A 22745-nucleotide genomic window follows, 5' to 3' on the forward strand; every position below is an offset into this window, starting at 1 on the left:
TTTACAGCGCAGGCTGCAGCGGTGACGATCAAATGGGAGATCAGTGGCAGTTAACATAATGAAAAATAAATGTAAGGTCACTCATTATTTTTGTCATCCGCAGCAGACTGCGCTTAAGTGCAATCTGGCTGCGTTGAAATAACAGAAACGCGGCGCCGGATCAGGCGCCGGCAGCTTCGGCGGCGATTTGTTTCAATGTTTGTGCCAGCTGTGCCGGCTCCTGCGCACCAGAGATCAGATAACGCTGATTGATCACAAAAGCCGGTACTGAGCTGATGCCGGCTTGCTGATAGGCCGCTTCTTCGGCACGCACTTCATCCGCAAACTGCGTCGACTCCAGCACCTGCGCCGCAGCACCAGTATCCAGCCCGGTCGCAGCGACACAGCGCAGCAGCACATCATGCTCGCTGATTTGTTCGGCACGGCCAAAATAGGCCTCAAACAACGCCAGTTTCAGCGCCGTTTGTGCCGATACGCTTTGCGCTGCTGCGGCTGGATAAGTAGCGGCCGCCCATTTCAGCAGCCGGTGCGCGTCAAAGGTGTTGCAGGTCAGCCGCTGTTCCATGCCACTGAAATTCAGTCCAAGCCCGGCCGCTAGTTGCATCAACATGTGCTGCGACTGCTGCATTTGCGCCTCTGGCACCCCATATTTACGGCACAGCGCCGGCAGAATGGGCTCTGGCACTAACGCCGGATCCGGGTTCAGTTCAAAAGCGCGCCAGTGTAAATCCACTTCAATAGTGCCGTGTAAACTCTGCAACGCTTGCTGTAAGCGGGCATAACCGATGGCGCACCAGGGGCAGGCGATATCTGAGACCAAATCAATCCGCAGCCGGGTCATACCGCGCTCCCGGTCGCCGCTAAGGCGTAATCAAAACCGGCGCAAATCACCGCGACCTGCGCCTGATTGCATTGCAACGGTGTGGCGCGCGGGCTGTCCGGATACACTTCGGTCGTGGTGACATAAACCGCATCGGTCATGCCACCGCACAGACCCAGTGATTTTTTCGGATAATTGACCACGCCAAATTGCTGCAGGGCTTCGCCAATCAGGCAGCCTGTGTCATCCGCTTCCGCCACATGGGTGATTTTGCTGACGGCTGCAATCATCACACGCTGAAATTCCGGCTGCGGTTTTGCAGTGTCCCCAACCAGATAAAACCCATCCGGAATATTCCAGTTGGTATTCACAGTGCCGTCGCGCGCCGCTTTGGCCGGCCGGAATTCGCTGTTATCTGAATCGGTGGTTTCATGCAAATCGATATGCACCAGCGGCGCCGGGAATTGGCTGAGTAATGCCAGCACCGCATTGGCTTCCTGCGATGGCCCGCCGGCAACAAAAGACCGGTTCGGGTCGACGGCGTCCGGGTTCCAGCGGTTGATGGTTTCATAACCCCAGGGGCTGATACATGGCAGTACCAACAGGTTGGCCTGCGCGGCATAGCGGGCAAAATGTTCGCGGATAAACAGCAGCGCGCCCTGCACGCCACTGGTTTCATAACCGTGCACACCGCCGGTGACTAATAACAGCGGTTTACTGCTATCAATATGGCGGCTTTTCACGGCATAGAGCGGATAAGTGCCGAGCTGGTGCGAGTTGTAATCGAGCGTGCCGTAACACTGCAGCTCGGCACAGTCCGCCAGCGCGGCAGTCGTCAGTAGCTGCTGCAACGGCGCTAAGACTTCGGTCTGGTAACTGCGTTTGACCGGCTGCTGGCTGAGCCAAAAAGCTCTTTCCGCAGCGCCCCAAGGGGTGCCAACAGTACCAATAGCGTAAATACGTTGCACAGATTCAGTCATTGCGGGAAGCTCCGGAGCAGGAAAAAACAAAGCCGTACTATACCATCGCCGCGCGGACGGAAAACAGGCCGATGGGAACAGCGCTGGCATCACGAAGCATTTTTTGTTATTAATCATCGCATTACATAATATGACAGCATCACTGTCAGCTGACAGTGCACGCCATGACATGGCTATGACATAGCAATGACACAAAAGTGACGTGCCATGACGCATGACTGTCGTCACGCCGTGGCCGGATTCAGATTACAACAAGCTCAAGCAATATTGCTGTGTCCGCCCAACGAAAGGAAATCTGCCAATGAGCACAAACAATGCCCGGATGATCAGTGTGTTTGATTACGCCGACCATGTGATCCGCCTTGAAGTCTGCCTGTTCAGTGGCCGTGAATGGCTGTATCTGGACGAGCAATTACTGGAGCACAAATGGAATCTGCTTTCCTGCCACAGCAACTACCAATTTGTATTGGATGGCAAGCCGGCCGAAATAAAATTGGCGACAAAAGTGTTACGTGGTGCCTATGACATTCAGTTGTTAGTGGATGAGCAGCTGGTCGACACGGACCAGATTAACTATATGGCGATGCTTAAACAGCCAGGCCCCAAACGCCGCCAGGCGCTGCAACAATTCGTGTTGTATACCATCGGTGGATTTGCCTTTGGCTTTGGCTTTGCATTGTTCTGGCTATTGAAGTATTGAGGCCACTATGCAATTGAATCTGCACCTGATTAAACAGCTGCGCAATGAACGGGGCTGGACCCAGCAACAGCTTGCCGACATTTGTGCCGTCAGCCTGCGTACAGTGCAGCGTGTTGAAATGCAGGGCGTTGGTTCGCTGGAAACCTGTAAAGCGCTGGCTGCAGCTTTTGTCATCGACCGTGAGCAATTGCTGGCACGCGCCGACAACACCGACGAACTGAATCCGACCGGGCCGCTGCCGCGGATGTCGTTATGGATTGGTGGCGCTTTTGCACTGGGTCTGACGGCCGGCATGTTACTGACGCTACTGCTCAGCAACTGACAATTTCACAACACTGAACCACTCCTCCTGTCAGCGCTGCAGGTGTCACTCGGGCCGGAGCAGGCGCCACCAGCGCCACAATCCGGCCAGCGGTAATAGCACCGCGGCGGAGCCCAAAGACCCAATCAACAGGCTTTGTGTCAGCCGCCAAATATCATCAAAGCTGTGCTGCCAGGCGCTGTAACCAAGCGCCAGCAGCAGGCAGATACCCGTCCAGCGCCATGCTGGCCACGGGAAATAACGTGGATAGAGCTGCTGCAGACTTTTGCAGATCAGATACACAGGGGCCAACACTGTTGCCAATAACAGCACCAAAGCAGCCAGAAAAAAAATCGCGGTGATCACTGTTTGCATCAGCCCTCCTTGTCTGCCGCCATCTTAGTTGAATACGCCGATGCTACGGAAGAGCCGACGAACCGGCAGAATTTTGGCATAATGCCGCTTTTGCACACCAAGAGGCCATCATGCTGCAGGCAACCCGTTATTTAAGTTATTTTTTCGTGCTGAGCTATTTTGTTGCCTTAGCTTTTACCGCTGTGATGAAAGGCACGCTGTATCAGGATCCTTTGCATTTGCAGTACATGCTGATGAGTCTGGGTCTGGCTTATTTGGGGCAGTTCGTGCAAAGCCAGACTATGCTGACAATAGTTTTTGCTGTGATCCTGACCGCGCTGGTGAAAATTTGTACGCAGATGTACGGCTGGCCCATCACAGAACGCGCAATTGGCGGCATGAATCTGGGTTTTCTGATCGCATACCTGCTGTGTATTCAGCAATTGGTTAAACTGAAAAAGCAGCATCAATCTCGGAACTGATGCGGCAGGACAGGCGGGACGCCGGTGGTCTGACGGAGGTCCTGAATGAAGTGGTTTCACTGTTACTGTCTGTGTTTGCTGCTTCCCTGGCACTGGGCACAAGCTGAACCACTGCAGCTGGTCGACACGCTAGCCAGCCTGCAGCCCAGGGCCGGTCAACAACCGGTTGAAGCGCAAATATTACTGCGTATTCTGCAACAATACCCGTCCCCGTACTCTCTGGTCGAGATCAGCCGTAACCGCGCACGTGAATGGACCAAGACCGCCGGCAACGCCTGCATCCCTTGGCTGCGCAAGACACCCACGCGACAACGCGATTTTCTTTTTACTGTGCCTTACATGCTGGAAAGCGCGATCACCTTGGTCAGTTTGCCCGGCTCGCATTGGCAAGCGCAATTGGAGCAACTGAGTGACCCGACCGGCCGGCTCAGTTTGCAACAATTACTGAGCCTACACCGGCCGCCCTTACTCGGCGTCGAAATGAACCGCAGCTATGGTGAAGCGCTGGATGGCGTGTTGCAGCAACATAAAGCGGCTTTGTATACCCGAAGCACCGCGGGTGAGTATGTCGGTAGCATGTTACCCATGTTGCAAAAAGGCTTTGTTGACCTGATGCTGGAATATCCGAAAATCGTCGAGCGCCATAGTCATGGCCTGCGTTACTGGCGACTGACCGAAGCCGAGTCTTTTAATCTGGTGCACTTTGCCTGTAGCCGCTCAGCTCAGGGGGAAAAAATCGTCATGCTACTGAATAAGGCAATCCGCACGCTCGCCACGCAACAGCAATATCAGCAGCTGATGCTGCAACCACTGGCACCGGATGAGCGCCAGCAAGGCCTGCAATACTGGTTACAAGCACTGGCAAACCCCAATTAAGTTCTCACTCCGCGCAATTTACAAATCAACAACATCACCCCATCACGACTGGAATTTAAACACGAATTACTTTCATTTTTTTGATGAAAATCGGCCGACTTCGGTACAGTCAGGAGCAATACTGGCAACTGGCGGATCCGCCTCCTATGCTAAAAAATACGCAGGGTAAATCAGAATGTTTTATGAGATGGCGACACAGCATCTGGCTGACCGTTTTGTGCAGTTTTTGGCTTCAGGCCGCGCCGGTTCATCTGGTCACTGAAGTGTTTCCGCCTTATCAGCAGCAATCTGGCGACGAACTGCATGGCTGGTCGGTCGACATTGTGCGCCAGATCCTGCAGGCCGCCAAATTACCCTATCAGATTGACGTGATGCCGTGGGCGCGTGCGTATAAAACAGCGGGCAGTGAACCTGATACGCTGATTTTTTCGCTATTGCGCACCGAAGATCGCGAAAGCCAGTTTGCGTGGGTTGCGCCTTTGTGCCCGATGCGGATTTCGTTTTATACCGGCGCCAATCGCACTGACGTCAAAGCAGACAATATCAATGCTGCACTGAAATATGTGGTTGGTGTCGAAAACGGCCAGGCCAATTATCGCTATCTGCGCGAACAGGGTTTTCGCGAAAGCCGGAATCTGGTGGTCGTGGGCCACAATCATCAGCTGCAACAAATGCTGGAGCTGGGGCGCATTGATTTAATGCTGGTGTCTGATGTTTACGTGGCGCAACTGGCCAATCAGGGCAAACAGTTGCGCCGAGTTTTCACCGCACACGCGCTGGAGAAATATCTGTTCCTCGCCGCCCACCCGGCGACCAAGCCGGCTTTGCTGCAACAACTGCGGCAGGCTTGGCAACAAGTGAAAAGCCAGCAAACTCCGGCTTGCCAACAAGTTAGTTCACCGCCATTCTGATCGCTGAACCAGCCACCGGATGCTAGCGTAAAGTAGCTTTTACTGGTCAGCTTCGGGGAATTATGGATTCGCTCAGTCAAATCACTTTAGGTGCCGCCGTCAGTATTGCGGTATTCCGCCGCCGCCAGCCGCTGTGGAAGTCGGCCTTGTTGGGTGCCATCGCCGGGACTCTGCCGGATCTTGACGTTCTGGTGCAATTTGACGACCCGATCAGTGAAATGACACGCCACCGCGCTGAAAGCCATGGTCTGTTTTATCTGACACTGGCCTGCTGGCCGCTGGCCTGGTTATGGCGTGCTATCACCGGGGCTCTGACAAGCTTTGGCCGCTGCTGGTGGGCCATTTTCGCCGTTCTGATCACGCATCCGTTGCTCGACACCCTCACCATCTATGGTACTCAACTGGCACAGCCATTCAGTGACCGGCCCTTTGGCACTGGCAGTGTGTTTGTGATTGATGTTTTTTATACGCTGCCACTGTTAATCGGGCTGGTGCGGGCGCTAAAACGGCAATCGCTGCGCAGCAATGACTGGATGCTCGGTCTCAGTACTTTGTATTTAGGTTTTGGTTTGCTGGCACAGCAGCATGTGAAAACACTGGCGTTGCAACAGATTCCGGCGGATGCCGATCCGACGTCAGTATTGGTCACTGCGACGCCATTTAATACGCAAGTCTGGCAAGTGCTGGTGCTCGGGCCCACTCACTTTCATGAAGGCTTTTATGCGCTGGCGGACGGCGGGGCACCGATTGTCTGGCGCAGCTGGCCGCGCGATCAAGCGCTGTTACAACAATGGCAGCACAACCGCCATATCGCGCAGCTGACGCGGTTTAGTCATAAATATGTCGTGTTAACCGACACGCCGCAGGCGCTGTTACTGGCAGACTTACGGATGGGATTGGCGCCAAACTATAGTTTTCATTTTGCCTTTCGCCGCGATGCCGATGGCCACTTACAAGCGCCTTGTCAGCTCAGCAGCGCCGGACAGCAGGGCCAGATAGGACTGGCGCTCAGATGGTTGTATCAGCGTGCCAGCGGCCAGCAGACGACAGCCTTCTATAATCCGCAAGCCGACACGGCTACTGCGCTGCAACAAGCCGCACAACAGCCTTGTCAGGGTGATGAAAAGCGATCACAAACAACCGGCTGAAGTTGCATCCGGGCCGGTTGTTTCACTTCAGGTTTTAAATTTACTGACCAGTGAATTCAGCTCGACCGCCAAGCGCGATAACTCATGTGCCGAAGCGCTGGTCTGATTGGCGCCGGCGGCGGTCTGCGCAGCGAGATCGCTGATATTGACAATATTGCGATCAATTTCGCGCGCGACTTTGGCCTGCTCTTCAGCAGCACTGGCGATCACCAGATTGTTATCGCTGATGCTGGTGATTTGGCTGTTGATCGTCTCCAGCGCTTTGCCGGCAGCTTCCGCGACGGACAAGGCCTGGCTGGCTTTTTCGCCGCTTTGTTGCATCGCTTGCACGGCAGTGCTGGTGCCGGCACGGATTTTTTTGATCATCTCTTCGATTTCGCGGGTCGATAACTGGGTGCGGGCTGCCAGTGCGCGCACTTCATCCGCAACGACAGCAAAACCGCGGCCGGCGTCGCCGGCCCGCGCCGCTTCAATCGCAGCGTTCAGCGCCAGCAGGTTGGTTTGCTCAGCGATAGCGCGGATCACATCCAGCACTTTGCCGATATCTTGCGCCTGCAAGGCCAGTTCCTGCACTACTTGCGCGCTTTGTGCCACATCTTCGTTCATGTGAATAATCGCATTGACGGTTTGCTGCACCTGCGTTTTACCAAACTCGGTATTACGGGCCGATTCGGTGGAGCTCTCTGAGGCGCGCAGCGCTGTTTCCGCCACTTCATCCACCGCTGAGCTCATTTCAGTAATGGCCGTCGCGGCTTGCTGGATCTCATCATTTTGTTGCTGTAAGCCACGGGAATTGTCTTCAGTCACCGAGTTCAATTCTTCCGCAGCCGAGGCCAGCTGATTGGATGAATTCGCAATATGCGCCAGTGTGTCGCGTAAATTCTGCTGCATCCGCGCCAGCGCCTGCATTAGCTGGGCCGGTTCATCGCTGCCGCTACTGTCAATGCGGGATGTCAGGTCGCTGTCGGCAATTTTGCCGGCCAGCTGCACAGCGGTTTGTAAAGGATTCGTAATGCTGTTCGTCAGCATCACTGCGATAGCAAAAGCAGCCAGTACAGACAACGCAATCAGGAACCAGCTCACCATTTGACTACTGCTATAAGACCCTGCCGATTCTGCGGAGCTTTCTTTCATATGCCCACTGTTGATGTCACTCAATTTCAGTAAAGACGCGGTTATCTGGTCAGCAAAGCCGCTCATCACCGTATTTTGCAGCTCCACCGCTTCCGCTTTATTCCCGGCTTCAGCAAGGGCTATCACGTCGAGTTGGCGCGCCATATAGTTTTTTGCCGCAGTTGAAAACTGGTCGAATTCCTCTTTTTCACCAGGAATAGAAATCAGCTTGGTATAAATCTCTTTTTGCGCCACCAGTTCATCGCGCAGTTCCATAATCCGGCTTTTTAATGGCGCTTGTGCATCAGCGCCCTCTGCAATTAAAAACCGTAAGGTGAAAATCCGCAAACGACTGGCGGTGAGGTTCAAGTCGGCCAGCGTCTCCAGGCTGGGAACTGTATTGACTTCCAGTTCAACCGTGACGGCCCGCAGCTCAGCCATAGTGCGCAATGACATCAGCCCCTGCGCCAGCACCATAGCGCCCAGAATCAGGAAACCAGCCAGCAACCGATTGCGTATACCCGTAGATCGAATTCCCATAATAATTCCCCGTAAAAAGCCTGAAATCTGTGTTTCAACCGCACGTTTTCAAACACAAGCGCAAAAAGCACAGTACGAAATTAGTGTAGAGCAGAGATAAGAATGTAATTACTTGCTGCTGTTTTCGACAACTATTTTGTTGTAATTTGCGTGGACACGGTCAGTGTTCAGTGCAAACCCACTCTGTTTGTACCGTCCCATTACGACCATTGGCTTTCGCCTGATATAACGCTTTATCCGCCTGATTCAGCCACTGCGCGGCGGTCTGTCCGCGCGCCGGCACCTGACAAAGCCAGCCAATACTGACGGTTAAAAAACTCGTTTGTTGGGCCAGAACCACCGGCACAGCCGCCAGTGCGGTGACGAACTGCTCAAGCATTTGCGCCATGGTGGTCTCATCTCCCCCCACACTGACCAGCACAAATTCTTCACCACCAAACCGCACCAGCATATCTGCCGGCCGCTGAAAATGTTGCTGCAACAAGGTCGCAAACTGGCGTAAGCACTGATCACCAAACAAGTGGCCGTGCAGATCATTGATTTGTTTGAAATGATCCAGATCTAACACTGCCAGTGTCAGCGGTATCTGTTCACGCTGACACAACGACAGACAAGCCGGTAATTTTTCATCCATAAATGCGCGGTTGTATAAGCCGGTGAGACCATCGTGCAGGCTCTGATGGGCCAACCGGACATTGGCTTGTAGCAGCTGCCGATTCAGCCGCCGCACTTGCAGATAAGCCCAGACCAGCGCCGACAGCACCAGCAAGGCGGCCGCTGTCACGCTGAGCACCAGCCGGTAATCCTCAGAGGTCTCCATGCGCACCGACAGCCAATGATTGTCGATTTGCTGTTGTAACGCCGGATCTATCTGTTCGATTAATAACTGACTGATTTCATGCAGCAATGGCTCATCGTTGCGGCTGGCAATACTCAGTTCACTGTCACCTGGCAGCCGGCCGGCAATTTTCAGATTGGTAATCTTGTATTGCTGCAACAGATAACCAAGGCTGCCCATATTGCCAAACATGCCCGTCAACTGGCCGCTTTGCACCATCAGCAGTCCTTCTTCATAACTCTGCACTTCGACCAACTGCAGCGTCGGATGGAACTGGCGATAGAGTTCCGCAAAGCCAAAACCACGGCGAATGCCATAGAGAGCATTCCCCAGCTCTGCGACGCTTTTGACCCGGGGGTGTTCAGTCCGGGTCACAATCACACTGGGGATCACCAGATAAGGCTTAGTGAAGTTCATAAACTGACGCCGGCTCGGCGTGGGCATCGCCAACAGCAATAAATCACAACGTCGTTGCTCAGCGGCGGCTACTGAATCGGGCCAGCTTGCCGTAGGCAGCAATTCGAGTGGGATCGGCAACTGGCTGCGGAAAAAACTGACGTAATCTGCCGACATACCGCGATGTTGGCCGTCTGGGCCAACACTTTCAAATGGCGGCCAACTTGGGTCTATGCAATACCGCAGTTTTTGTTTGGTCTGCAAATAATCGCGCTGCGCGTCGGTCAGCACCAGTGGTTGGGCTGGCAGCTGCGCGACAGCGAATAAAAATAACCAGCAAACCCAGCGGCTCATACCAGACCCCGCAATGTACACAAGAGGCAGGAAATCAGACGGTGCAGCGTTAACGTCCGATGCGGTGCTGTGCCGCCGCGTCGGTCAGGCTGATTTGCTGATTCATATCAAACCAACCTTAGCTGAAACCGTCTACATTAGAAATGCCTGATAGGAGATTTGCCATGACCGAGCGCCAAACACTGCGGCTGCTGAAGATAGTGATGTTGTGTGGCATTAGCCTGTTAGTACTGGGGCATTATCTGTGGTCAGGGTTAAAACTGCATGAAACCATGGGCGTGCAGGGTATCATTCTGATCGGTTTGTGCTGTGCGCTGGGGCTGATTCTGTCATTACCGACCAAAATCTACCTGACGATCCTGCTGATGAAGCGCGAATCAGAGCGCGACAAATAATAAAGGCGTCCCACGTATTTCAGACTTCAAGCCATGCCGGCAGCACGCCGCTGCTCCCGCACCAGCATCAGGCCAGCAAGGGCGATAAACACTGAACCAGTCCAGAGGATCCAGCTGGCACCAAACAGGGCGATCACACCACCGGCCAGTGCGATAATCACGTTGCCGGTACACATCAATAAAGTCAGTAAGCCCATCACCCGGCCAAGCCCCAACTCGCCAAAATGCTCGGTGCAGTACACCTGAAACCAGGCGCTGAACATCGCATTGGGCACGCCACACAGCACCAGCCAGAGCCAGGCCAGCTGACCACTGGTAAATGGCAACAGGAACAGCATCAGCGCGACACTGACCGCGGCAATTTTCGCACTGCGCAGTGCCGGCAGCCGATTGCCAAGCCTCGCCATACCGACAGCACTGACGGTCGTCATCACGGCGCACAATACCGCGGTGATCAAGCCAATCTGCAGCCCGGTGAATTGCTGCTGCTCGACCAACCACAGCGGGTAGTATTCATAAAAGGCGTTCAGCCCGATGGTGTACAACAACTGCGCGGCGACAACCCAGCGCAGCAACGGTAAACGGACTAATCCCAGCGAATTGTGCTGGCGTAATTGCTGCCAGAATGGCTGATGCTGCTGCGGCGCTAAGTCCGGCGGCAACAGGAAATACAGCATTAGTAAACAAGGCAGCATCGCTGCGGCCGCGATCAAAAAAGGCACATGCGCACCCAGATGCATGGTTAGCCCGCCCACCAAAGGCCCTACCAGCCAGGCCGCATATAAGGCGCTGTTCATCCAGCTAATCGCCACTGTGCGTTCAATTTGCGGATGTAAATCAGCGGCGATAGCCCGGCAGATGCTGACCGAGCCTTCACACAAACCGGTCAGAAAACGAAACAACACAAAACCCGGATACCACTCGGCCGACAGCGCCCAGGCCGAGCCTAAATACCCTGCCACCGCCAGCGCCAGCGACAATGCCAACACCCGCCGCCGGCCATAATGATCGGATAATGCACCTAGCGTTGCACTACCAAACAACATGCCCAGCGGATTGGCGGCCAGCGCAATGCCCAACAGAATTTCCGGGGCGATGCCCAGCCAGTGATTAAAGTCATTCAGTGCCGTCGCGGCGAATAGCGGTGCCAGAATAGGATAGGGTAAAGCGATGCCTGCGACGGCAATCAGACCAATCAGGCAAACAACCCACAGCACAGCCTGCGGATGGGCGTAGCGAACAGAAACAGCAGACGAAGACATAACGACTCCAAAGTGGGGAGGTTATGCTAAATCGCGCCCGTGACAGGCGCAAGCGCGGAACGCCCCGCTGCGACCAACACAGGCCGCAGCGGGTTCAATCTGAAGATAAATCGAATCAGGCCGCGCGATACGGCATTGGGCCCAGATAATCTTTTTTACCGACATCAACGCCGTTGTGACGCAAAATGGCGTAGGTCGTGGTCAGGTGGAAATAGAAGTTCGGGATCACATGTTGCAGCAGGAACTCTTCGCCACTCAGCGTTTTGCCTTCCCAGCGTGGCTGGGTGATGACTTGTGTCGCGGCATTGGCAAAATCAGCCGCACTGAAGGTTGCCAGATACGCCTGTGTATCGCGAATGCGCTGTTGTAACTGCTCCAGCGTGGTCTCGTCGTCGGCATGTTTTGGTGCCTGATCGACAGTACCGGTTAAACGCGCAACGCCAAGTTTTGCGGTATCGCAGGTAATTTGTACCTGACGGATCAAAGCAAACTGATCTGGTGCCAGCCGGCTATTCAGCAGCACTGTCACATCAAATTTTTTACTATCGGCATAGGCCGCCGCTTTTTGCAAAATGACGCTGAGGTTATCCAGCATTTTGCTGAATTGTGGCACTGTCAGTTGGTAAATCATATCTCTCTCCGATTGAGGCCCGATGCCTGTGCAGCAGAGATGGGCGCGCGGTTCGGCAATTTCAAGCTGCTGCTCCAGCGATTCGTCACTTGCAGCACGTAACTGTGCAGGGTAATTTGTTGCTTCTGCTGTTTTGGCTTATTTCTTTGAGGACACTGATGGATGCAATCTGGTCTGCACTGGCGATCGCCAGTGCTTTAGCGGTCGGCGCCGTCAGCCCCGGCCCGAGTTTTATTGTCGTCGCCCGCAATTCAATTGCCCTGTCGCGCCGCCATGGTCTGGCGACCGCCTGTGGCATGGGCCTCGGTGCCGGAACTTTTGCTGTATTGGCCCTGTTAGGCGTGCATGCTGTGCTGACCGCGGTACCGATGGCATTCTGGGCGTTAAAAGTTGTGGGTGGTTTGTATCTGCTGTATCTCGGCTATCTGATATTCCGCGGCGCCAAAGCGCCACTGCAAGTGCAGACTGAGAGCCCGGTCGCGATGATCAGCCTGCGCCGCGCCTTTTTCAGCGGTTTGCTGACGCAGCTCAGCAATCCAAAAACGGCGATTGTGTTTGCCAGTGTGTTTTCAGCATTGTTGCCGGCCACCATTCCGCTTTGGTTTTACGCGGTCCTGCCGCTGCTGGCGTTGGTGATCGATGGCGGCTGGTACATTCTGGTGGCGTATTTATTGTCGGCGGAAGCGCCGCGTCAGGCTTATCTGAAATTTAAAACCGGTATCGACCGTACTGCCGGCACTGTGATGGGATTACTGGGCTTAAAACTGGTGACCAGCCTGCCGTAGCGGCTTCCATGCCGCCTCGTGATGTGCATAAAAAAACAGCGCCTTTGGCGCTGTTTGTTATTTGCGGGATCTTGCTGTTACAGATGCGTCTGTAAAAACTTCAAATAAGCTTGCTGTGCACTGATGCGGTTGGCTTTTTTCACAAAACCATGGCCTTCGTCCGGGAACAATACATATTCCACCGGCACACCGTTTTTCTTGATTGCGGCGACCATTTCGTCACTTTCAACCTGCAAGACCCGCGGGTCATTGGCGCCTTGCACCACCAGCACCGGCTTTTTCACTTTATCCCCATGAAACACCGGCGAGATACGGCGTAAGCGCTCGCCATCTTTGGCCGGATCGCCAAGTTCGGCATATAAAGATTCACGGAACGATTCCCACCAGGGCGGAATACTCTCCAGTGTCCGCACCCAGTTGGTCACGCCAAAGATATTAATACCAACTTTAAACTCGTCAGTGAACGCCATCGCCGCCATCGTCAGGTAACCGCCATAACTGCCGCCCATCACACCGATGCGCTCGTCAGCAATCCAATCCAGCGACTGCAGATATTTTTTGCCGTAGACGATGTCCTGTAAGTCATGTTCACCGTGTTTTAAATCATCGAGGTGGAAAAAGGTTTTGCCGTAACCACTGCTGCCACGGTTGTTCACCGCCAGCACCGCATAACCCTGATTCACCAGATGCTGAATAGACGCACTGTAACCGGTGCGCGACTGACCACCAGGACCACCGTGGATCCAGATCAATGCCGGGACTTGCGCGGTATTGGTCGCTTGTTTTGGTTTGTACAACAGCGCCGGAATTTGCAGGCCATCAAAACTTGGGAAACGCACCACTTCACTGACGACCAGCACAGATTCATCAATGGCTTTGTCGAGTGCCTGCGTTAACCGCTCTGCTTTGGGGCTGCCGATAGTCCAGACATACAGATTGGATGGGCTGTTGTCGGCATTGAGATAAAAACTCAGCGTCTTGCCGTCATCAGCAAATTCAACACTGCGTAAGTCACCGGCCGGTAATGCCGGCAACGTCAGCGGCTGACCGCTTTGCTGATCCACGATCGTCACTTTAGTCGCGGCATCGGCATTGACGCCTTCGACGCGGAATTTATTGTCTTTGCTAAAGCCGATATACATGATGTCCCAGTCGGCTTTGCTAAACAGTGTGGCTTTGCCGGATGCAATATCAAACGCCATCGCCTGACTGAATTCTGATTGTTCATCAGTGCCAAAAATCAACGTTTTGCTGTCACGGCTGAAACTGTAAACCTGATGGGTGATATTGCCCTGATGGGGAGTCACCAGCGTTTCTGTTGGTTTTTCAGCTGATAAATCAATTAAATGCACATTGTTGTCAGCATTGGTGCGCGACTTAATCGCGGCGAGATACCGGCCATCCGGGCTGATACCGGCCACGTCATAGCCGGCGTCATTCTGGTAGACCAGACTGCGCTGATAGCTTTTGCCATCATATTTATACAGGTCAAAAAATTTGGCGTCGCGCTCGTTGGTCAGCACATAAAAACTGCCATCGGCGGCCCAGTCGACAAACATTGCTTTGAGTTTGTCACCCGGCGTCAGGTCTTTCACCGAGCCATCTAATTCACGCACATACAGATGGTCCAGCTCGTTGCCGCCCTGATCGGCGCTGTATAACACCCGGTCGTCCTGCGGGAACCAGCTGACCGGCATGATGGCATCGGTCGTGGATTGAGTCAGTGGTTGCCAGTTTTTGCCGTCCACGCTGACTTTATACAGGTTGAACACGCCGGTTTCGTCAGAGGCCACCAGCATCGCGTCACCGCTCGCATTGATATCGTTGCCCAGATAAGATTTGGTGGCGTAAAACTGCTCCGGGGTGTACTGACTTAATTTTACCGGCGCTGCAGCTGCTGCTTGAGGGGTGGCCGGCACCTCTGGCGCTTTGCCACACGCCAGCAATAAGCTGGCTGTCAGGGCCAATAGTGGATAACTCATTGTTTTCATAGCATTCCCTTTATATGTAGTCTGGCAGTAACAAAGAGGCTGTCACGACAACTGTCGTTGTAGCCAAACTAGAGCAAAAAAGCAGCAGGCACAATGTTTAAAACAAAAACTTAACATCGCATAGTGCGATGTAGCAAATCGGCGGCTGAAGATCAAAAAACCGCCCGAAGGCGGTTATTTCAGCAAATGAACTGTCGGGATCAGAATTTATATGTAGCCGTCAGAGTTGGCGGTGGCGTTGCTGCCACCACAGCAATGGCGTGGTCAGCAGCATAATTGCCACGGCATACCACAACAACGTCCCCAGGGTCAGCATCAAACCCAGACACAACAAGGCACTGACGATGGCCGTCGCACGATAGCGGCTTGGCAACAACTTCAGTGCAGCCAACATAGACGCCAGATAAATCACCGCAAACACACCGTTAACCCAGCCAATCAGCGCTTCCAGCTGTTGCGGAAATGGCGAAGACCCGAGGATCACGGCAGCCATCAAGCCGATGATCAAATACAAAGCCCGTTCCGGCACCTGATGTCGGTTCAGTGGCTGAAACCAGGCCGGCAACACGCCTTGCTGACTGAAACTCCAGGTCAGCCGAGCCACGCTTGCGGTGTAGACATTGACCGTTGCCAGACCACTGCACAGACCCAGAATGCCGATGACCCACTGTCCATAACCGCCGCAAAGCCGATCAAAGGCTTGTGCCATCGTCAGCGACTCCCCTGGCGCAGCCAAAGCCCACAACAAAGCACTGCAGCCAAGATAGATCAGGCCAACCAGCAATAAACCAATGAGCAGCGCCGGTACCATGTCGCGGGCCGGATCGCGAAAATCCTGTGCCAGGTGGGTCATGGCTTCAACCCCAAGAAAACTCCAGAAGCCCAGCGCCAGCGCGGCGCTGATACCGCTCCAGGCTGGCAATTCCAGTATGGGCGCCGTGAGCGGTGCGCCTTGCCAGAAAAACGCCCCGAGCAGCAGCAAGACGACGGCGACAATAGCCAGCGTTAATCCGAGTTGCAGGCGGGCAGACAACTGGAAGCCAACCCGGTTTAACGCGAACAACACACCAAGAAACAACAACTGGCCGCTTAACTGATATTGCGCACCAAACCAGGGCTCGATGAATGACCAGGTCATCAACAATGCCGCGGAGCCACCGACCGGCACCACCAGCAAAAACAGCAGCCCCATTACCCGCCCGGCCACAGCACCAAAGGCTTCGCCGACAAAATGAGCAGGACCGGCGGCATTTGGGATGGCGCCGGCCAGCGCACCAAAAATGACAGTGATCGGCACCGCCAACAAGGTCAGCACCAACCAGATGCCAATCGCCGCACCACCGGCTTGCTGTAACGACACTTGCGGCAAAATAAAGACACCGGTGCCCAATAATGTCGTCGCGAGCAACGCTGCGCCCTGATAACGGCCAATACCGCCTGTTGCTTTCATCGGATGCTTCCGTTCAAATAGCAGAAAAATGCATTGTAACGCAGCCAACGCCGCCAGTTTGTCAGGTCTTACCGTCAAAATGACGGAGCAACCGGCAATTTCACCGGAGTAGCCACAAGTGGATAAATTTGATCAGCAGATCCTGCAACAGCTGAGGCAAAACGCCAGACAAAGCGTCTCCGACATCGCTGCGGCCGTGCATCTGTCGCGCAGTGCGGTTACCGAACGGATCCGCAAGTTAGAACAGCAGAAAGTCATTCTGGGCTATCAGGTCGTGTTAGGCGCTGCCACAGAAGCTAAAGTCCGGGCCTATTTTGAACTGCAACACAAAGCAGCACGCTGTCAGGAGCTGATCCCATTTTTACGCAGTTTTTCTGAACTGAAATCCTGTCACGGTATCAGTGGTGAGGTCGATTTGATGCTGTTTGTCGAAGCTGACAGCATGGAACGTCTGCATCATATCCGTGAGCAAATTGATGCGCACCCGGATATTGTGCGGATCAGAACCCATATGGTGATGAGCCAGTGGTTTACTCCGCAAACTGATGAAATGTCTATAGTGCCGGCATAAACTGCGGCGCAACACACCGACAAAAAAGGCCCGCACGCGGGCCAGTTTCAGCGAATGTTAGCTCATTTAGCCATTTGCATCGTCGACTGCAGCAGAATGCCCTGCGGCACCGCTTTCATCTGCATACCCACTTGCATATTGGTTTGCATCAGCTGCGCCAGCTCTGCTGGTACCGGCTCACCAGTACTTTCCAGTGTGCCTTTTAACACGCTGAAGAACTGCTGATAATCCATACCAAACGCCAACAGACCCGATTTACTCAGCGGCTGCGTGCTGAGTTCTTTGGCTTGCTGCTGTGCTTTATCACCGCTGAAAATCATCAGATGGTGCTCTGACGCCATCAGGCTTGGCTTAATACCCAGCATGGCCAGTTCAGGAATTTTGTCTGCAAGTGGCAAGGTTTCGCCGGCGGCTGGCAGTTCCACGCTCGCTAACGAAGGTTGCAGCGCTTTTACGCTGTCAAACAACTGCTTCACGTTACTGGCACTGAGCACAAACAACGCATCAGCCGTTTTAGGGACTTGTTGCACCGCGTCAATTTCCAGCTGATTCACTTTCAGTGACAGCCCCTGCACACCGGCGGCCATCCCAGCCATCATCAACATCGGCATCGGGTTGTTTTGTTTCAGCGCCTGTTGCCATTCCACTAGTGGCGCACACTGATACTGCGTCGTGGTCAGGCTATCCCATAACTTGCCGACAGAAGCCGATAGCTGACCAACGTCGATGCCAAGCGCCATTTCCAATAACGCAGTCTGACCGCTGATTTCACCTAAACCTGCCGGGATAAACCCCTGCAACTGTTCCAGTGCGGCGATCGTTTGCGTGTTTTCCGTTGGGATCAGTAATTTGCTGTGTACTGTGGTCGCTGCCGCAGCGATGTTAAAACGGTTCGACGCGAACAAACCCGGCCAGCTGGTCGCGATAGCAGCGACGTCGGTCTGACAATTGGCTTCACGCCATGGCGCGAATGCCACACCAAGCTCAGTGCCCATAATGGCTTCGACATCTTTCGCCAGTCGGTTGCCGTCTTTGCTAGTCAGCACTTTACTCAGTTCAAGGCTGCTGACATAACCAACAGAACCCTGATCTAACTCGTATTTTTTACTGATGTGCTGTAAATACTTGGTACTTTGCAGGCTCTGTTCCGGTTTTTGCGTACCCAGCGCGATGGCAAGATGAGACGGATCGAGCTTGTCAGAGGTCAGGGTTAACGTCGCCCAACCATCTTTGACACTGACCAATAAATCCAGCGTCAGCTCTTCATGACTGAGTTTGTACTGCCGGTACTTTTGCTCACTGAGCTGCTGAGGACTATGACTCAGACCACTTTGTTGTTCAATCGCATCAAACATGGCCCAAAAAGCTTTTTCATCACCCAGCTCGACTTTCAGTACTGGCGCCACCCCCACCAAATACAGCAGGCTGCGCATCTGGGTTTTGATACCGGTCTTCACACTGATTTCCGTTGGTGTTGCCAGTGCAGATAAATACTGCCGGCCCAACGCAAGCACAAATTTTTCACTACTGCTCTGGGCAGCCTGCAGCTGCGCATCCAGCTGCTCCAGCGCCGCAGCGCTGTAATATTGCGGCCCCATGCCGATGCTGCTCAGATAGCTCGGCAGATCGACCGGCTCCAGCTGGGCGGAAAATACTGCGGTGTCGGCTGGCACATAGTCCAGTGCACCCAGCTGACCTGCGCTTTGCGGCGCGCCAAATTTGTACCAGGCAAATACCCCTGCTGCAATCACGGCTGCAGCGATCAAACTTTTCCGCATTCCTTACTCCTTCGTTAATCGCCGGTAGTTGCGCCGGTCACGCATCAGATCTGTTGAATGTTGTTAGCGACGGCCCGTCGGCACCGGTTGTCCCAACATGGCCAGTGCAACCGCTTCGGCTACTTTAATCCCATCAATACCTGCTGACAGAATACCGCCAGCATAACCTGCACCTTCACCGGCTGGAAATAACCCTTTGGTATTCAGGCTCTGATAGTCTGGGCCGCGTTTGATGCAAATCGGTGATGAAGTACGGGTTTCCACGCCGGTCAGCAAACCTTCTTCGCGCGCAAATCCTTTGATTTGTTTATCAAATGCCGGGATCGCTTCGCGAATCGCGGCAATAACAAAATCTGGCAACACTGCTGACAAGTCAGTCAGTTTGACGCCCGGCGTATAACTGGGTAACACGTCGCCGAATTCAGTTGAAGGCACCCCGGCGAGGAAATCGCCGACCCGCTGCGCCGGCGCATCATAATTGCTGCCGCCCAGCACAAAGGCCTGCGCTTCCAGTTTGCGTTGCAGCTCAATACCCGCCAGCGGATGACCGGGAAAATCACGTTCCGGATCGATGCCGACCACAATGGCGCTGTTGGCATTACGTTCGTTGCGCGAGTATTGGCTCATGCCATTGGTGACCACACGGCCTTCTTCCGACGCCGCCGCAACCACAGTCCCGCCCGGACACATACAGAAACTGTACACAGTGCGGTTGTTACTGCCGTGATGCACTAATTTATAATCCGCCGCCCCCAATAACGGATGGCCGGCGCTGGTACCATAACGGCATTCGTCGATCATCGACTGGCGGTGTTCGATGCGAAATCCAACCGAAAACGGCTTGGCTTCAATGTAAACATCGCGCTTAAACAGCATTTCAAAGGTGTCGCGCGCGCTGTGACCAACCGCCAGCACCACATAACGGCTATATAGTTCGCTGCCATCACTCAGCCGCACGCCAGTCAGTTGTTCGCCGTCCCGCAGAATGTCATCGACGCGGGTGCTGAAGCGGATCTCGCCACCCAGTTCGATGATGCGCGCGCGCATTTTTTCAACCATCGTCACCAGCTTAAAAGTACCGATATGCGGTTTGCTGACGTACATGATTTCTTCAGGCGCACCAGCTTTGACAAACTCACTCATGACTTTACGGCCATAATGTTTCGGATCTTTGACCTGGCTGTAAAGTTTGCCATCGGAGAACGTGCCGGCACCGCCTTCACCAAACTGCACGTTGGATTCCGTATTCAGCGGTTTTTTCCGCCAGAAACCAAAAGTGTCTTTGGTGCGCTCGCGCACTTCTTTGCCGCGCTCCACAATGATTGGATTAAAGCCCATTTCCGCCAGCAATAAACCGGCGAACAGGCCACAAGGCCCGAGTCCTATCACGATCGGTCGCTCGGTCAGTTGTTCCGGTGCTTTGGCGACGAACTTGTAGCTGGTATCTGGTGCCGGGCGGATCTGTTCATCTTTGCTAAATGCTGCCAATACCCGCGCATTGTGATCGGTGTCGACATCTAAGGTGTAAGTGAGCTGAATATCGGATTTTTTCCGCGCATCGACACCCCGTTTAAACACGGTGAATTGTAAGAGTTGTTCAGGCTGCAGTTTCAGCCGGGCGCAAATGGCGGCAGGTAAATCGGCTTCGCTGTGATTCAGTGGCAGTTTTAATTCGTTAATGCGGATCATTGGACTTTCCTGTTGGTGTCATGGCGAAAACGCAGCACGCTTTCGCTCACAAAGCAGAAATAAAACCGCTATTTTACGTCAAACCGGCACTTTTGTCCGGTTTTCTGCCGGTCTTGCGGCGCTTGTAATTTCAATGCGCTGCATTACAATTCGCCGGATCCAACCGGCATTAACTTCAGGAAACGCTGTCATGGCCTTTGTAGTAACTGACAATTGCATCAAATGCAAATACACCGACTGTGTGGCCGTCTGCCCGGCTGATGCGTTTTTTGCCGGACCAAATTTTTTGGTGATTAGCCCAACCGCGTGTATCGATTGCGCTTTGTGCGAACCCGAGTGTCCGGCCCAGGCGATTTATCAGCAGGATGCTTTACCGCCGGGTCAGGAGGCATTTCTGGAGCTGAATGCCGAACTCAGTGAGATCTGGCCCAACATCACCGAAGTTGAGCCGGCACCAGCCGACGCCGACGCCTGGAACGGCGTGCCGGACAAACTGAAATATCTGCAAACCTGACCAGATCGTTGCTCCGGCGGCTTCAGGCCTGTTTTGCTGTCACAGCAAACAACTGTTGTTCCAGCGTCTGGCCTTTGGTCAGCATGCGGTAACGCCAGCCGTGCTGGCGCAGCGCCATTAACAGCGTTAAGTCAAAGTCGGGTGCCAGCTCGGCATCAAACTGCAACACATACTCATGTTTCTGACTATCGCTGACACTGATCACGCCGGGTAACTGCCTGAGGATCGGTAGTACATCAGTTTGCGCGCCAGCTTCCAAAGTCAGCGTCAGATAGCCTTGAGTCGACGCGCTATGCACCTGACTCTGCTGCACCAGCTTGCCGTTCTCCAGATACAACACGGTGCCGCACAGCCGTTCCAATTCAAAAATATTATGCGAACTGATGATAAAACTGGCTTCATTCGACAATTTGGCGATCAGCTGACGCACCTGCAGCGCATTGACCGGATCCAGGCCGGCGGTTGGCTCATCCAGCATTACCAGCTCCGGACTGCCCATCAGCGCCTGTGCTATCGCGACCCGCTTGCGCATACCGTGACTGAGCGCAGTGGCTTTTTGCTCTGCGTTCGCTGCGAGGTCAACCAGACTCAGCACGCGCCGACTTTCTGCCACCGCGGTTGATTTGCTCATGCCTTGCAGCTGACCAAAAAAGCTCAACTGGGTCAGTAAAGAAAAATTCGGGTCCAGCATCGCATCCTGCGGCAAGGCACTGACCCGACCAAACAAGGCGCTGCTGCCGGGTTTGTGACCTAGTACTTTTAACTCGCCGCTGCTAGCCGGCAGATAACCACACAGTAAGCTGAATAAAGTGGTTTTACCGGCGCCATTCGGGCCAATCAGCGCAATAGGTTCACCGGCCGGCAGACTGAAGGTCAGATCCTGCAATACCGTTTTCTGACCAAAAGATTTGCTTAAATTTCTCGCTTCAATCAGATAACTCATAATGCTTTCTCCTGCATCACGAAACGACCGGCAATTAACAACACCACCGTCTGCAGCAAAGGTAACCCGCTGTGTTTCAGCGTATCCCAGCCCTGAGCACCTAATAACATAGGCAATTGGGCACCGGGCAGATATTCCAGCACCGCACGCAGATCCGGGAAGTGCCAAACCAGGTAACCCAAGACACCGGCCACTGCGCCGATACTGACAATCGCCAGACTGATCGCCAGCCGGCTGGAGCGCACTAGCGCTGAGCACAACGCCATCAGTGCGGTAAAAGGCATTAACACAATCAACAAATTCAGCCAGATCAGCAAAGCCGCATTCAGTGCCGCCGGCGGCAATTCACCAACACGCCATACTGCCAGCACTAATGTCGCCAGCAGACTCAGGCCAATCAGCAGCGCCTGCACCAGCAGCTGTCCGATAAAGCGGCCAAAAAAGATACTGTCCCGACTGGAACGTAACGTCAGAAAACGTAAAGTGCCACGCGAGCGGTCAGTACAGGTCTGATCGGCAGCCGAGAACATCACAGCCAACGGCATAAAAAATACCGTCATGGCCCAGTACACCGATAACTCCGGCAATGACCAGTTCAGCAGATTGTACATTCCCACCATGCCCAGCATGCCACTGAGCATTTGTTGGATCTCAGGTTCCTGCAGTTGCACACTGGCCTGATAGATTGGATAACGCAGCAGGAAATACCAGATAGTGGTAAAAGCGGCCAGCGCAAACCAGCCCCTGGGGGTCATGAATAAACGATGCAGTTCGAAACGGCTGTACAACCAGGTCTGGCGGAACAACAGAGGCAAGGGACCGGGCATAAGGACTTCCTTTTTACAGTTCAGATTGTTCTGTTTGGCAAGGATAGTACCAAGTGCTAACTAAATGAAATCAAATAAGTTTATCTTTCAAATACC

At 53.8% G+C, this 22745-nt stretch carries 23 protein-coding genes; 10 read left to right on the forward strand and 13 right to left on the reverse strand.

The window, feature by feature from the left end:
* Positions 1 to 160: 160 nt before the first annotated feature.
* Positions 161 to 841, reverse strand: coding sequence for a DsbA family oxidoreductase (locus ACQ66Q_RS09750; protein WP_430456623.1), 681 nt, complete (start codon positions 839 to 841; stop codon positions 161 to 163).
* Positions 838 to 1800 carry a M14 family metallopeptidase gene (locus tag ACQ66Q_RS09755; RefSeq protein WP_430456624.1) on the reverse strand — a complete coding sequence of 321 codons (963 nt, stop codon included), beginning with the start codon at positions 1798 to 1800 and terminating at the stop codon, positions 838 to 840. The genes ACQ66Q_RS09750 and ACQ66Q_RS09755 overlap by 4 nt, the downstream gene beginning before the upstream one ends.
* Before the next feature lie 301 nt (positions 1801 to 2101).
* Here ACQ66Q_RS09755 and ACQ66Q_RS09760 point away from each other — a divergent pair, with 301 nt between their 5' ends.
* Complete coding sequence (locus tag ACQ66Q_RS09760) at positions 2102 to 2500, forward strand: hypothetical protein (RefSeq protein WP_430456625.1); 399 nt, start codon at positions 2102 to 2104, stop codon at positions 2498 to 2500.
* Positions 2501 to 2507: 7 nt separating this feature from the next.
* Positions 2508 to 2822: a helix-turn-helix domain-containing protein gene (locus ACQ66Q_RS09765; protein WP_430456626.1), complete on the forward strand. Its 315-nt coding sequence runs from the start codon at positions 2508 to 2510 to the stop codon at positions 2820 to 2822.
* 45 nt (positions 2823 to 2867) lie between these two features.
* Here the strand turns inward: ACQ66Q_RS09765 and ACQ66Q_RS09770 are convergent, their stop codons facing one another.
* The gene (locus tag ACQ66Q_RS09770; RefSeq protein WP_430456627.1) at positions 2868 to 3176 is read right to left on the reverse strand and encodes a hypothetical protein; all 309 of its coding nucleotides are present in this window, start codon (positions 3174 to 3176) and stop codon (positions 2868 to 2870) included.
* 110 nt (positions 3177 to 3286) lie between these two features.
* On the opposite strand from ACQ66Q_RS09770, the gene ACQ66Q_RS09775 reads away from it, so the two are divergent.
* From ACQ66Q_RS09775 to ACQ66Q_RS09790, 4 genes are all read left to right on the forward strand, one after another.
* Positions 3287 to 3637, forward strand: a complete 351-nt coding sequence (locus ACQ66Q_RS09775) for a hypothetical protein (protein ID WP_430456628.1) — start codon at positions 3287 to 3289, stop codon at positions 3635 to 3637.
* Positions 3638 to 3682: 45 nt separating this feature from the next.
* Complete coding sequence (locus ACQ66Q_RS09780) at positions 3683 to 4513, forward strand: hypothetical protein (protein WP_430456629.1); 831 nt, start codon at positions 3683 to 3685, stop codon at positions 4511 to 4513.
* A gap of 182 nt (positions 4514 to 4695) precedes the next feature.
* A complete protein-coding gene (locus ACQ66Q_RS09785) occupies positions 4696 to 5424 on the forward strand; it encodes a substrate-binding periplasmic protein (RefSeq protein ID WP_430456630.1) in 729 nt (242 codons plus the stop codon).
* A 62-nt stretch (positions 5425 to 5486) separates the two neighbouring features.
* Entirely contained in the window at positions 5487 to 6572 is a 1086-nt protein-coding gene (locus ACQ66Q_RS09790; protein ID WP_430456631.1) for a metal-dependent hydrolase, read from the forward strand.
* A 27-nt stretch (positions 6573 to 6599) separates the two neighbouring features.
* On the opposite strand, the gene ACQ66Q_RS09795 is transcribed toward ACQ66Q_RS09790, so the two are convergent.
* Together ACQ66Q_RS09795 and ACQ66Q_RS09800 are read right to left on the reverse strand one after the other, a co-directional pair.
* Positions 6600 to 8225, reverse strand: coding sequence for a methyl-accepting chemotaxis protein (locus tag ACQ66Q_RS09795; RefSeq protein WP_430456632.1), 1626 nt, complete (start codon positions 8223 to 8225; stop codon positions 6600 to 6602).
* A gap of 160 nt (positions 8226 to 8385) precedes the next feature.
* Positions 8386 to 9813, reverse strand: coding sequence for a diguanylate cyclase (locus ACQ66Q_RS09800; protein ID WP_430456633.1), 1428 nt, complete (start codon positions 9811 to 9813; stop codon positions 8386 to 8388).
* A 164-nt stretch (positions 9814 to 9977) separates the two neighbouring features.
* Here ACQ66Q_RS09800 and ACQ66Q_RS09805 point away from each other — a divergent pair, with 164 nt between their 5' ends.
* Positions 9978 to 10208, forward strand: a complete 231-nt coding sequence (locus tag ACQ66Q_RS09805) for a hypothetical protein (protein WP_377245986.1) — start codon at positions 9978 to 9980, stop codon at positions 10206 to 10208.
* A gap of 26 nt (positions 10209 to 10234) precedes the next feature.
* On the opposite strand, the gene ACQ66Q_RS09810 is transcribed toward ACQ66Q_RS09805, so the two are convergent.
* The gene (locus ACQ66Q_RS09810) at positions 10235 to 11470 is read right to left on the reverse strand and encodes an MFS transporter (RefSeq protein WP_430456634.1); all 1236 of its coding nucleotides are present in this window, start codon (positions 11468 to 11470) and stop codon (positions 10235 to 10237) included.
* A 115-nt stretch (positions 11471 to 11585) separates the two neighbouring features.
* Positions 11586 to 12101, reverse strand: coding sequence for a DUF1993 domain-containing protein (locus ACQ66Q_RS09815; RefSeq protein ID WP_430456635.1), 516 nt, complete (start codon positions 12099 to 12101; stop codon positions 11586 to 11588).
* 158 nt (positions 12102 to 12259) lie between these two features.
* Between ACQ66Q_RS09815 and ACQ66Q_RS09820 the strand changes: the two genes are divergently transcribed.
* The gene (locus tag ACQ66Q_RS09820) at positions 12260 to 12886 is read left to right on the forward strand and encodes a LysE family translocator (RefSeq protein ID WP_430456636.1); all 627 of its coding nucleotides are present in this window, start codon (positions 12260 to 12262) and stop codon (positions 12884 to 12886) included.
* A 77-nt stretch (positions 12887 to 12963) separates the two neighbouring features.
* Here ACQ66Q_RS09820 and ACQ66Q_RS09825 read toward each other — a convergent pair whose 3' ends face one another.
* Together ACQ66Q_RS09825 and yjeH are read right to left on the reverse strand one after the other, a co-directional pair.
* Positions 12964 to 14877, reverse strand: a complete 1914-nt coding sequence (locus ACQ66Q_RS09825) for a prolyl oligopeptidase family serine peptidase (RefSeq protein WP_430456637.1) — start codon at positions 14875 to 14877, stop codon at positions 12964 to 12966.
* 220 nt (positions 14878 to 15097) lie between these two features.
* Positions 15098 to 16327, reverse strand: coding sequence for an L-methionine/branched-chain amino acid transporter (gene yjeH, locus ACQ66Q_RS09830; protein ID WP_430456638.1), 1230 nt, complete (start codon positions 16325 to 16327; stop codon positions 15098 to 15100).
* A gap of 118 nt (positions 16328 to 16445) precedes the next feature.
* Between yjeH and ACQ66Q_RS09835 the strand changes: the two genes are divergently transcribed.
* Positions 16446 to 16898, forward strand: a complete 453-nt coding sequence (locus tag ACQ66Q_RS09835) for an Lrp/AsnC family transcriptional regulator (RefSeq protein WP_430456639.1) — start codon at positions 16446 to 16448, stop codon at positions 16896 to 16898.
* A 62-nt stretch (positions 16899 to 16960) separates the two neighbouring features.
* On the opposite strand, the gene ACQ66Q_RS09840 is transcribed toward ACQ66Q_RS09835, so the two are convergent.
* The gene (locus tag ACQ66Q_RS09840; RefSeq protein WP_430456640.1) at positions 16961 to 18676 is read right to left on the reverse strand and encodes a hypothetical protein; all 1716 of its coding nucleotides are present in this window, start codon (positions 18674 to 18676) and stop codon (positions 16961 to 16963) included.
* 63 nt (positions 18677 to 18739) lie between these two features.
* The gene (locus ACQ66Q_RS09845) at positions 18740 to 20365 is read right to left on the reverse strand and encodes an NAD(P)/FAD-dependent oxidoreductase (RefSeq protein WP_430456641.1); all 1626 of its coding nucleotides are present in this window, start codon (positions 20363 to 20365) and stop codon (positions 18740 to 18742) included.
* 190 nt (positions 20366 to 20555) lie between these two features.
* Here ACQ66Q_RS09845 and fdxA point away from each other — a divergent pair, with 190 nt between their 5' ends.
* Complete coding sequence (fdxA, locus tag ACQ66Q_RS09850) at positions 20556 to 20879, forward strand: ferredoxin FdxA (protein WP_430456642.1); 324 nt, start codon at positions 20556 to 20558, stop codon at positions 20877 to 20879.
* A 22-nt stretch (positions 20880 to 20901) separates the two neighbouring features.
* On the opposite strand, the gene ACQ66Q_RS09855 is transcribed toward fdxA, so the two are convergent.
* Both ACQ66Q_RS09855 and ACQ66Q_RS09860 read right to left on the reverse strand, forming a co-directional pair.
* Positions 20902 to 21822 (reverse strand): ABC transporter ATP-binding protein, encoded by a 921-nt coding sequence (locus ACQ66Q_RS09855; protein ID WP_430456643.1) that lies wholly within the window; start codon positions 21820 to 21822, stop codon positions 20902 to 20904.
* The gene (locus ACQ66Q_RS09860; protein ID WP_430456644.1) at positions 21819 to 22649 is read right to left on the reverse strand and encodes an ABC transporter permease subunit; all 831 of its coding nucleotides are present in this window, start codon (positions 22647 to 22649) and stop codon (positions 21819 to 21821) included. Before ACQ66Q_RS09860 ends, ACQ66Q_RS09855 begins: the two co-directional genes overlap by 4 nt.
* Positions 22650 to 22745: the final 96 nt, after the last annotated feature.

It is taken from the genome of Rheinheimera sp. (genome assembly GCF_965283995.1).
In the GTDB taxonomy this organism is placed as follows: Bacteria; Pseudomonadota; Gammaproteobacteria; order Enterobacterales; family Alteromonadaceae; genus Pararheinheimera.

What these genes read in the sequence shown, in the direction of transcription:
- ACQ66Q_RS09750 (WP_430456623.1), bottom strand. Translation starts at nt 841, where the DNA reads ATGACCCGGCTGCGGATTGATTTGGTCTCAGATATCGCCTGCCCCTGG.
- ACQ66Q_RS09755 (WP_430456624.1), bottom strand. Translation starts at nt 1,800, where the DNA reads ATGACTGAATCTGTGCAACGTATTTACGCTATTGGTACTGTTGGCACC.
- ACQ66Q_RS09760 (WP_430456625.1), top strand. Translation starts at nt 2,102, where the DNA reads ATGAGCACAAACAATGCCCGGATGATCAGTGTGTTTGATTACGCCGAC.
- ACQ66Q_RS09765 (WP_430456626.1), top strand. Translation starts at nt 2,508, where the DNA reads ATGCAATTGAATCTGCACCTGATTAAACAGCTGCGCAATGAACGGGGC.
- ACQ66Q_RS09770 (WP_430456627.1), bottom strand. Translation starts at nt 3,176, where the DNA reads ATGCAAACAGTGATCACCGCGATTTTTTTTCTGGCTGCTTTGGTGCTG.
- ACQ66Q_RS09775 (WP_430456628.1), top strand. Translation starts at nt 3,287, where the DNA reads ATGCTGCAGGCAACCCGTTATTTAAGTTATTTTTTCGTGCTGAGCTAT.
- ACQ66Q_RS09780 (WP_430456629.1), top strand. Translation starts at nt 3,683, where the DNA reads ATGAAGTGGTTTCACTGTTACTGTCTGTGTTTGCTGCTTCCCTGGCAC.
- ACQ66Q_RS09785 (WP_430456630.1), top strand. Translation starts at nt 4,696, where the DNA reads ATGAGATGGCGACACAGCATCTGGCTGACCGTTTTGTGCAGTTTTTGG.
- ACQ66Q_RS09790 (WP_430456631.1), top strand. Translation starts at nt 5,487, where the DNA reads ATGGATTCGCTCAGTCAAATCACTTTAGGTGCCGCCGTCAGTATTGCG.
- ACQ66Q_RS09795 (WP_430456632.1), bottom strand. Translation starts at nt 8,225, where the DNA reads ATGGGAATTCGATCTACGGGTATACGCAATCGGTTGCTGGCTGGTTTC.
- ACQ66Q_RS09800 (WP_430456633.1), bottom strand. Translation starts at nt 9,813, where the DNA reads ATGAGCCGCTGGGTTTGCTGGTTATTTTTATTCGCTGTCGCGCAGCTG.
- ACQ66Q_RS09805 (WP_377245986.1), top strand. Translation starts at nt 9,978, where the DNA reads ATGACCGAGCGCCAAACACTGCGGCTGCTGAAGATAGTGATGTTGTGT.
- ACQ66Q_RS09810 (WP_430456634.1), bottom strand. Translation starts at nt 11,470, where the DNA reads ATGTCTTCGTCTGCTGTTTCTGTTCGCTACGCCCATCCGCAGGCTGTG.
- ACQ66Q_RS09815 (WP_430456635.1), bottom strand. Translation starts at nt 12,101, where the DNA reads ATGATTTACCAACTGACAGTGCCACAATTCAGCAAAATGCTGGATAAC.
- ACQ66Q_RS09820 (WP_430456636.1), top strand. Translation starts at nt 12,260, where the DNA reads ATGGATGCAATCTGGTCTGCACTGGCGATCGCCAGTGCTTTAGCGGTC.
- ACQ66Q_RS09825 (WP_430456637.1), bottom strand. Translation starts at nt 14,877, where the DNA reads ATGAAAACAATGAGTTATCCACTATTGGCCCTGACAGCCAGCTTATTG.
- yjeH (WP_430456638.1), bottom strand. Translation starts at nt 16,327, where the DNA reads ATGAAAGCAACAGGCGGTATTGGCCGTTATCAGGGCGCAGCGTTGCTC.
- ACQ66Q_RS09840 (WP_430456640.1), bottom strand. Translation starts at nt 18,676, where the DNA reads ATGCGGAAAAGTTTGATCGCTGCAGCCGTGATTGCAGCAGGGGTATTT.
- ACQ66Q_RS09845 (WP_430456641.1), bottom strand. Translation starts at nt 20,365, where the DNA reads ATGATCCGCATTAACGAATTAAAACTGCCACTGAATCACAGCGAAGCC.
- fdxA (WP_430456642.1), top strand. Translation starts at nt 20,556, where the DNA reads ATGGCCTTTGTAGTAACTGACAATTGCATCAAATGCAAATACACCGAC.
- ACQ66Q_RS09855 (WP_430456643.1), bottom strand. Translation starts at nt 21,822, where the DNA reads ATGAGTTATCTGATTGAAGCGAGAAATTTAAGCAAATCTTTTGGTCAG.
- ACQ66Q_RS09860 (WP_430456644.1), bottom strand. Translation starts at nt 22,649, where the DNA reads ATGCCCGGTCCCTTGCCTCTGTTGTTCCGCCAGACCTGGTTGTACAGC.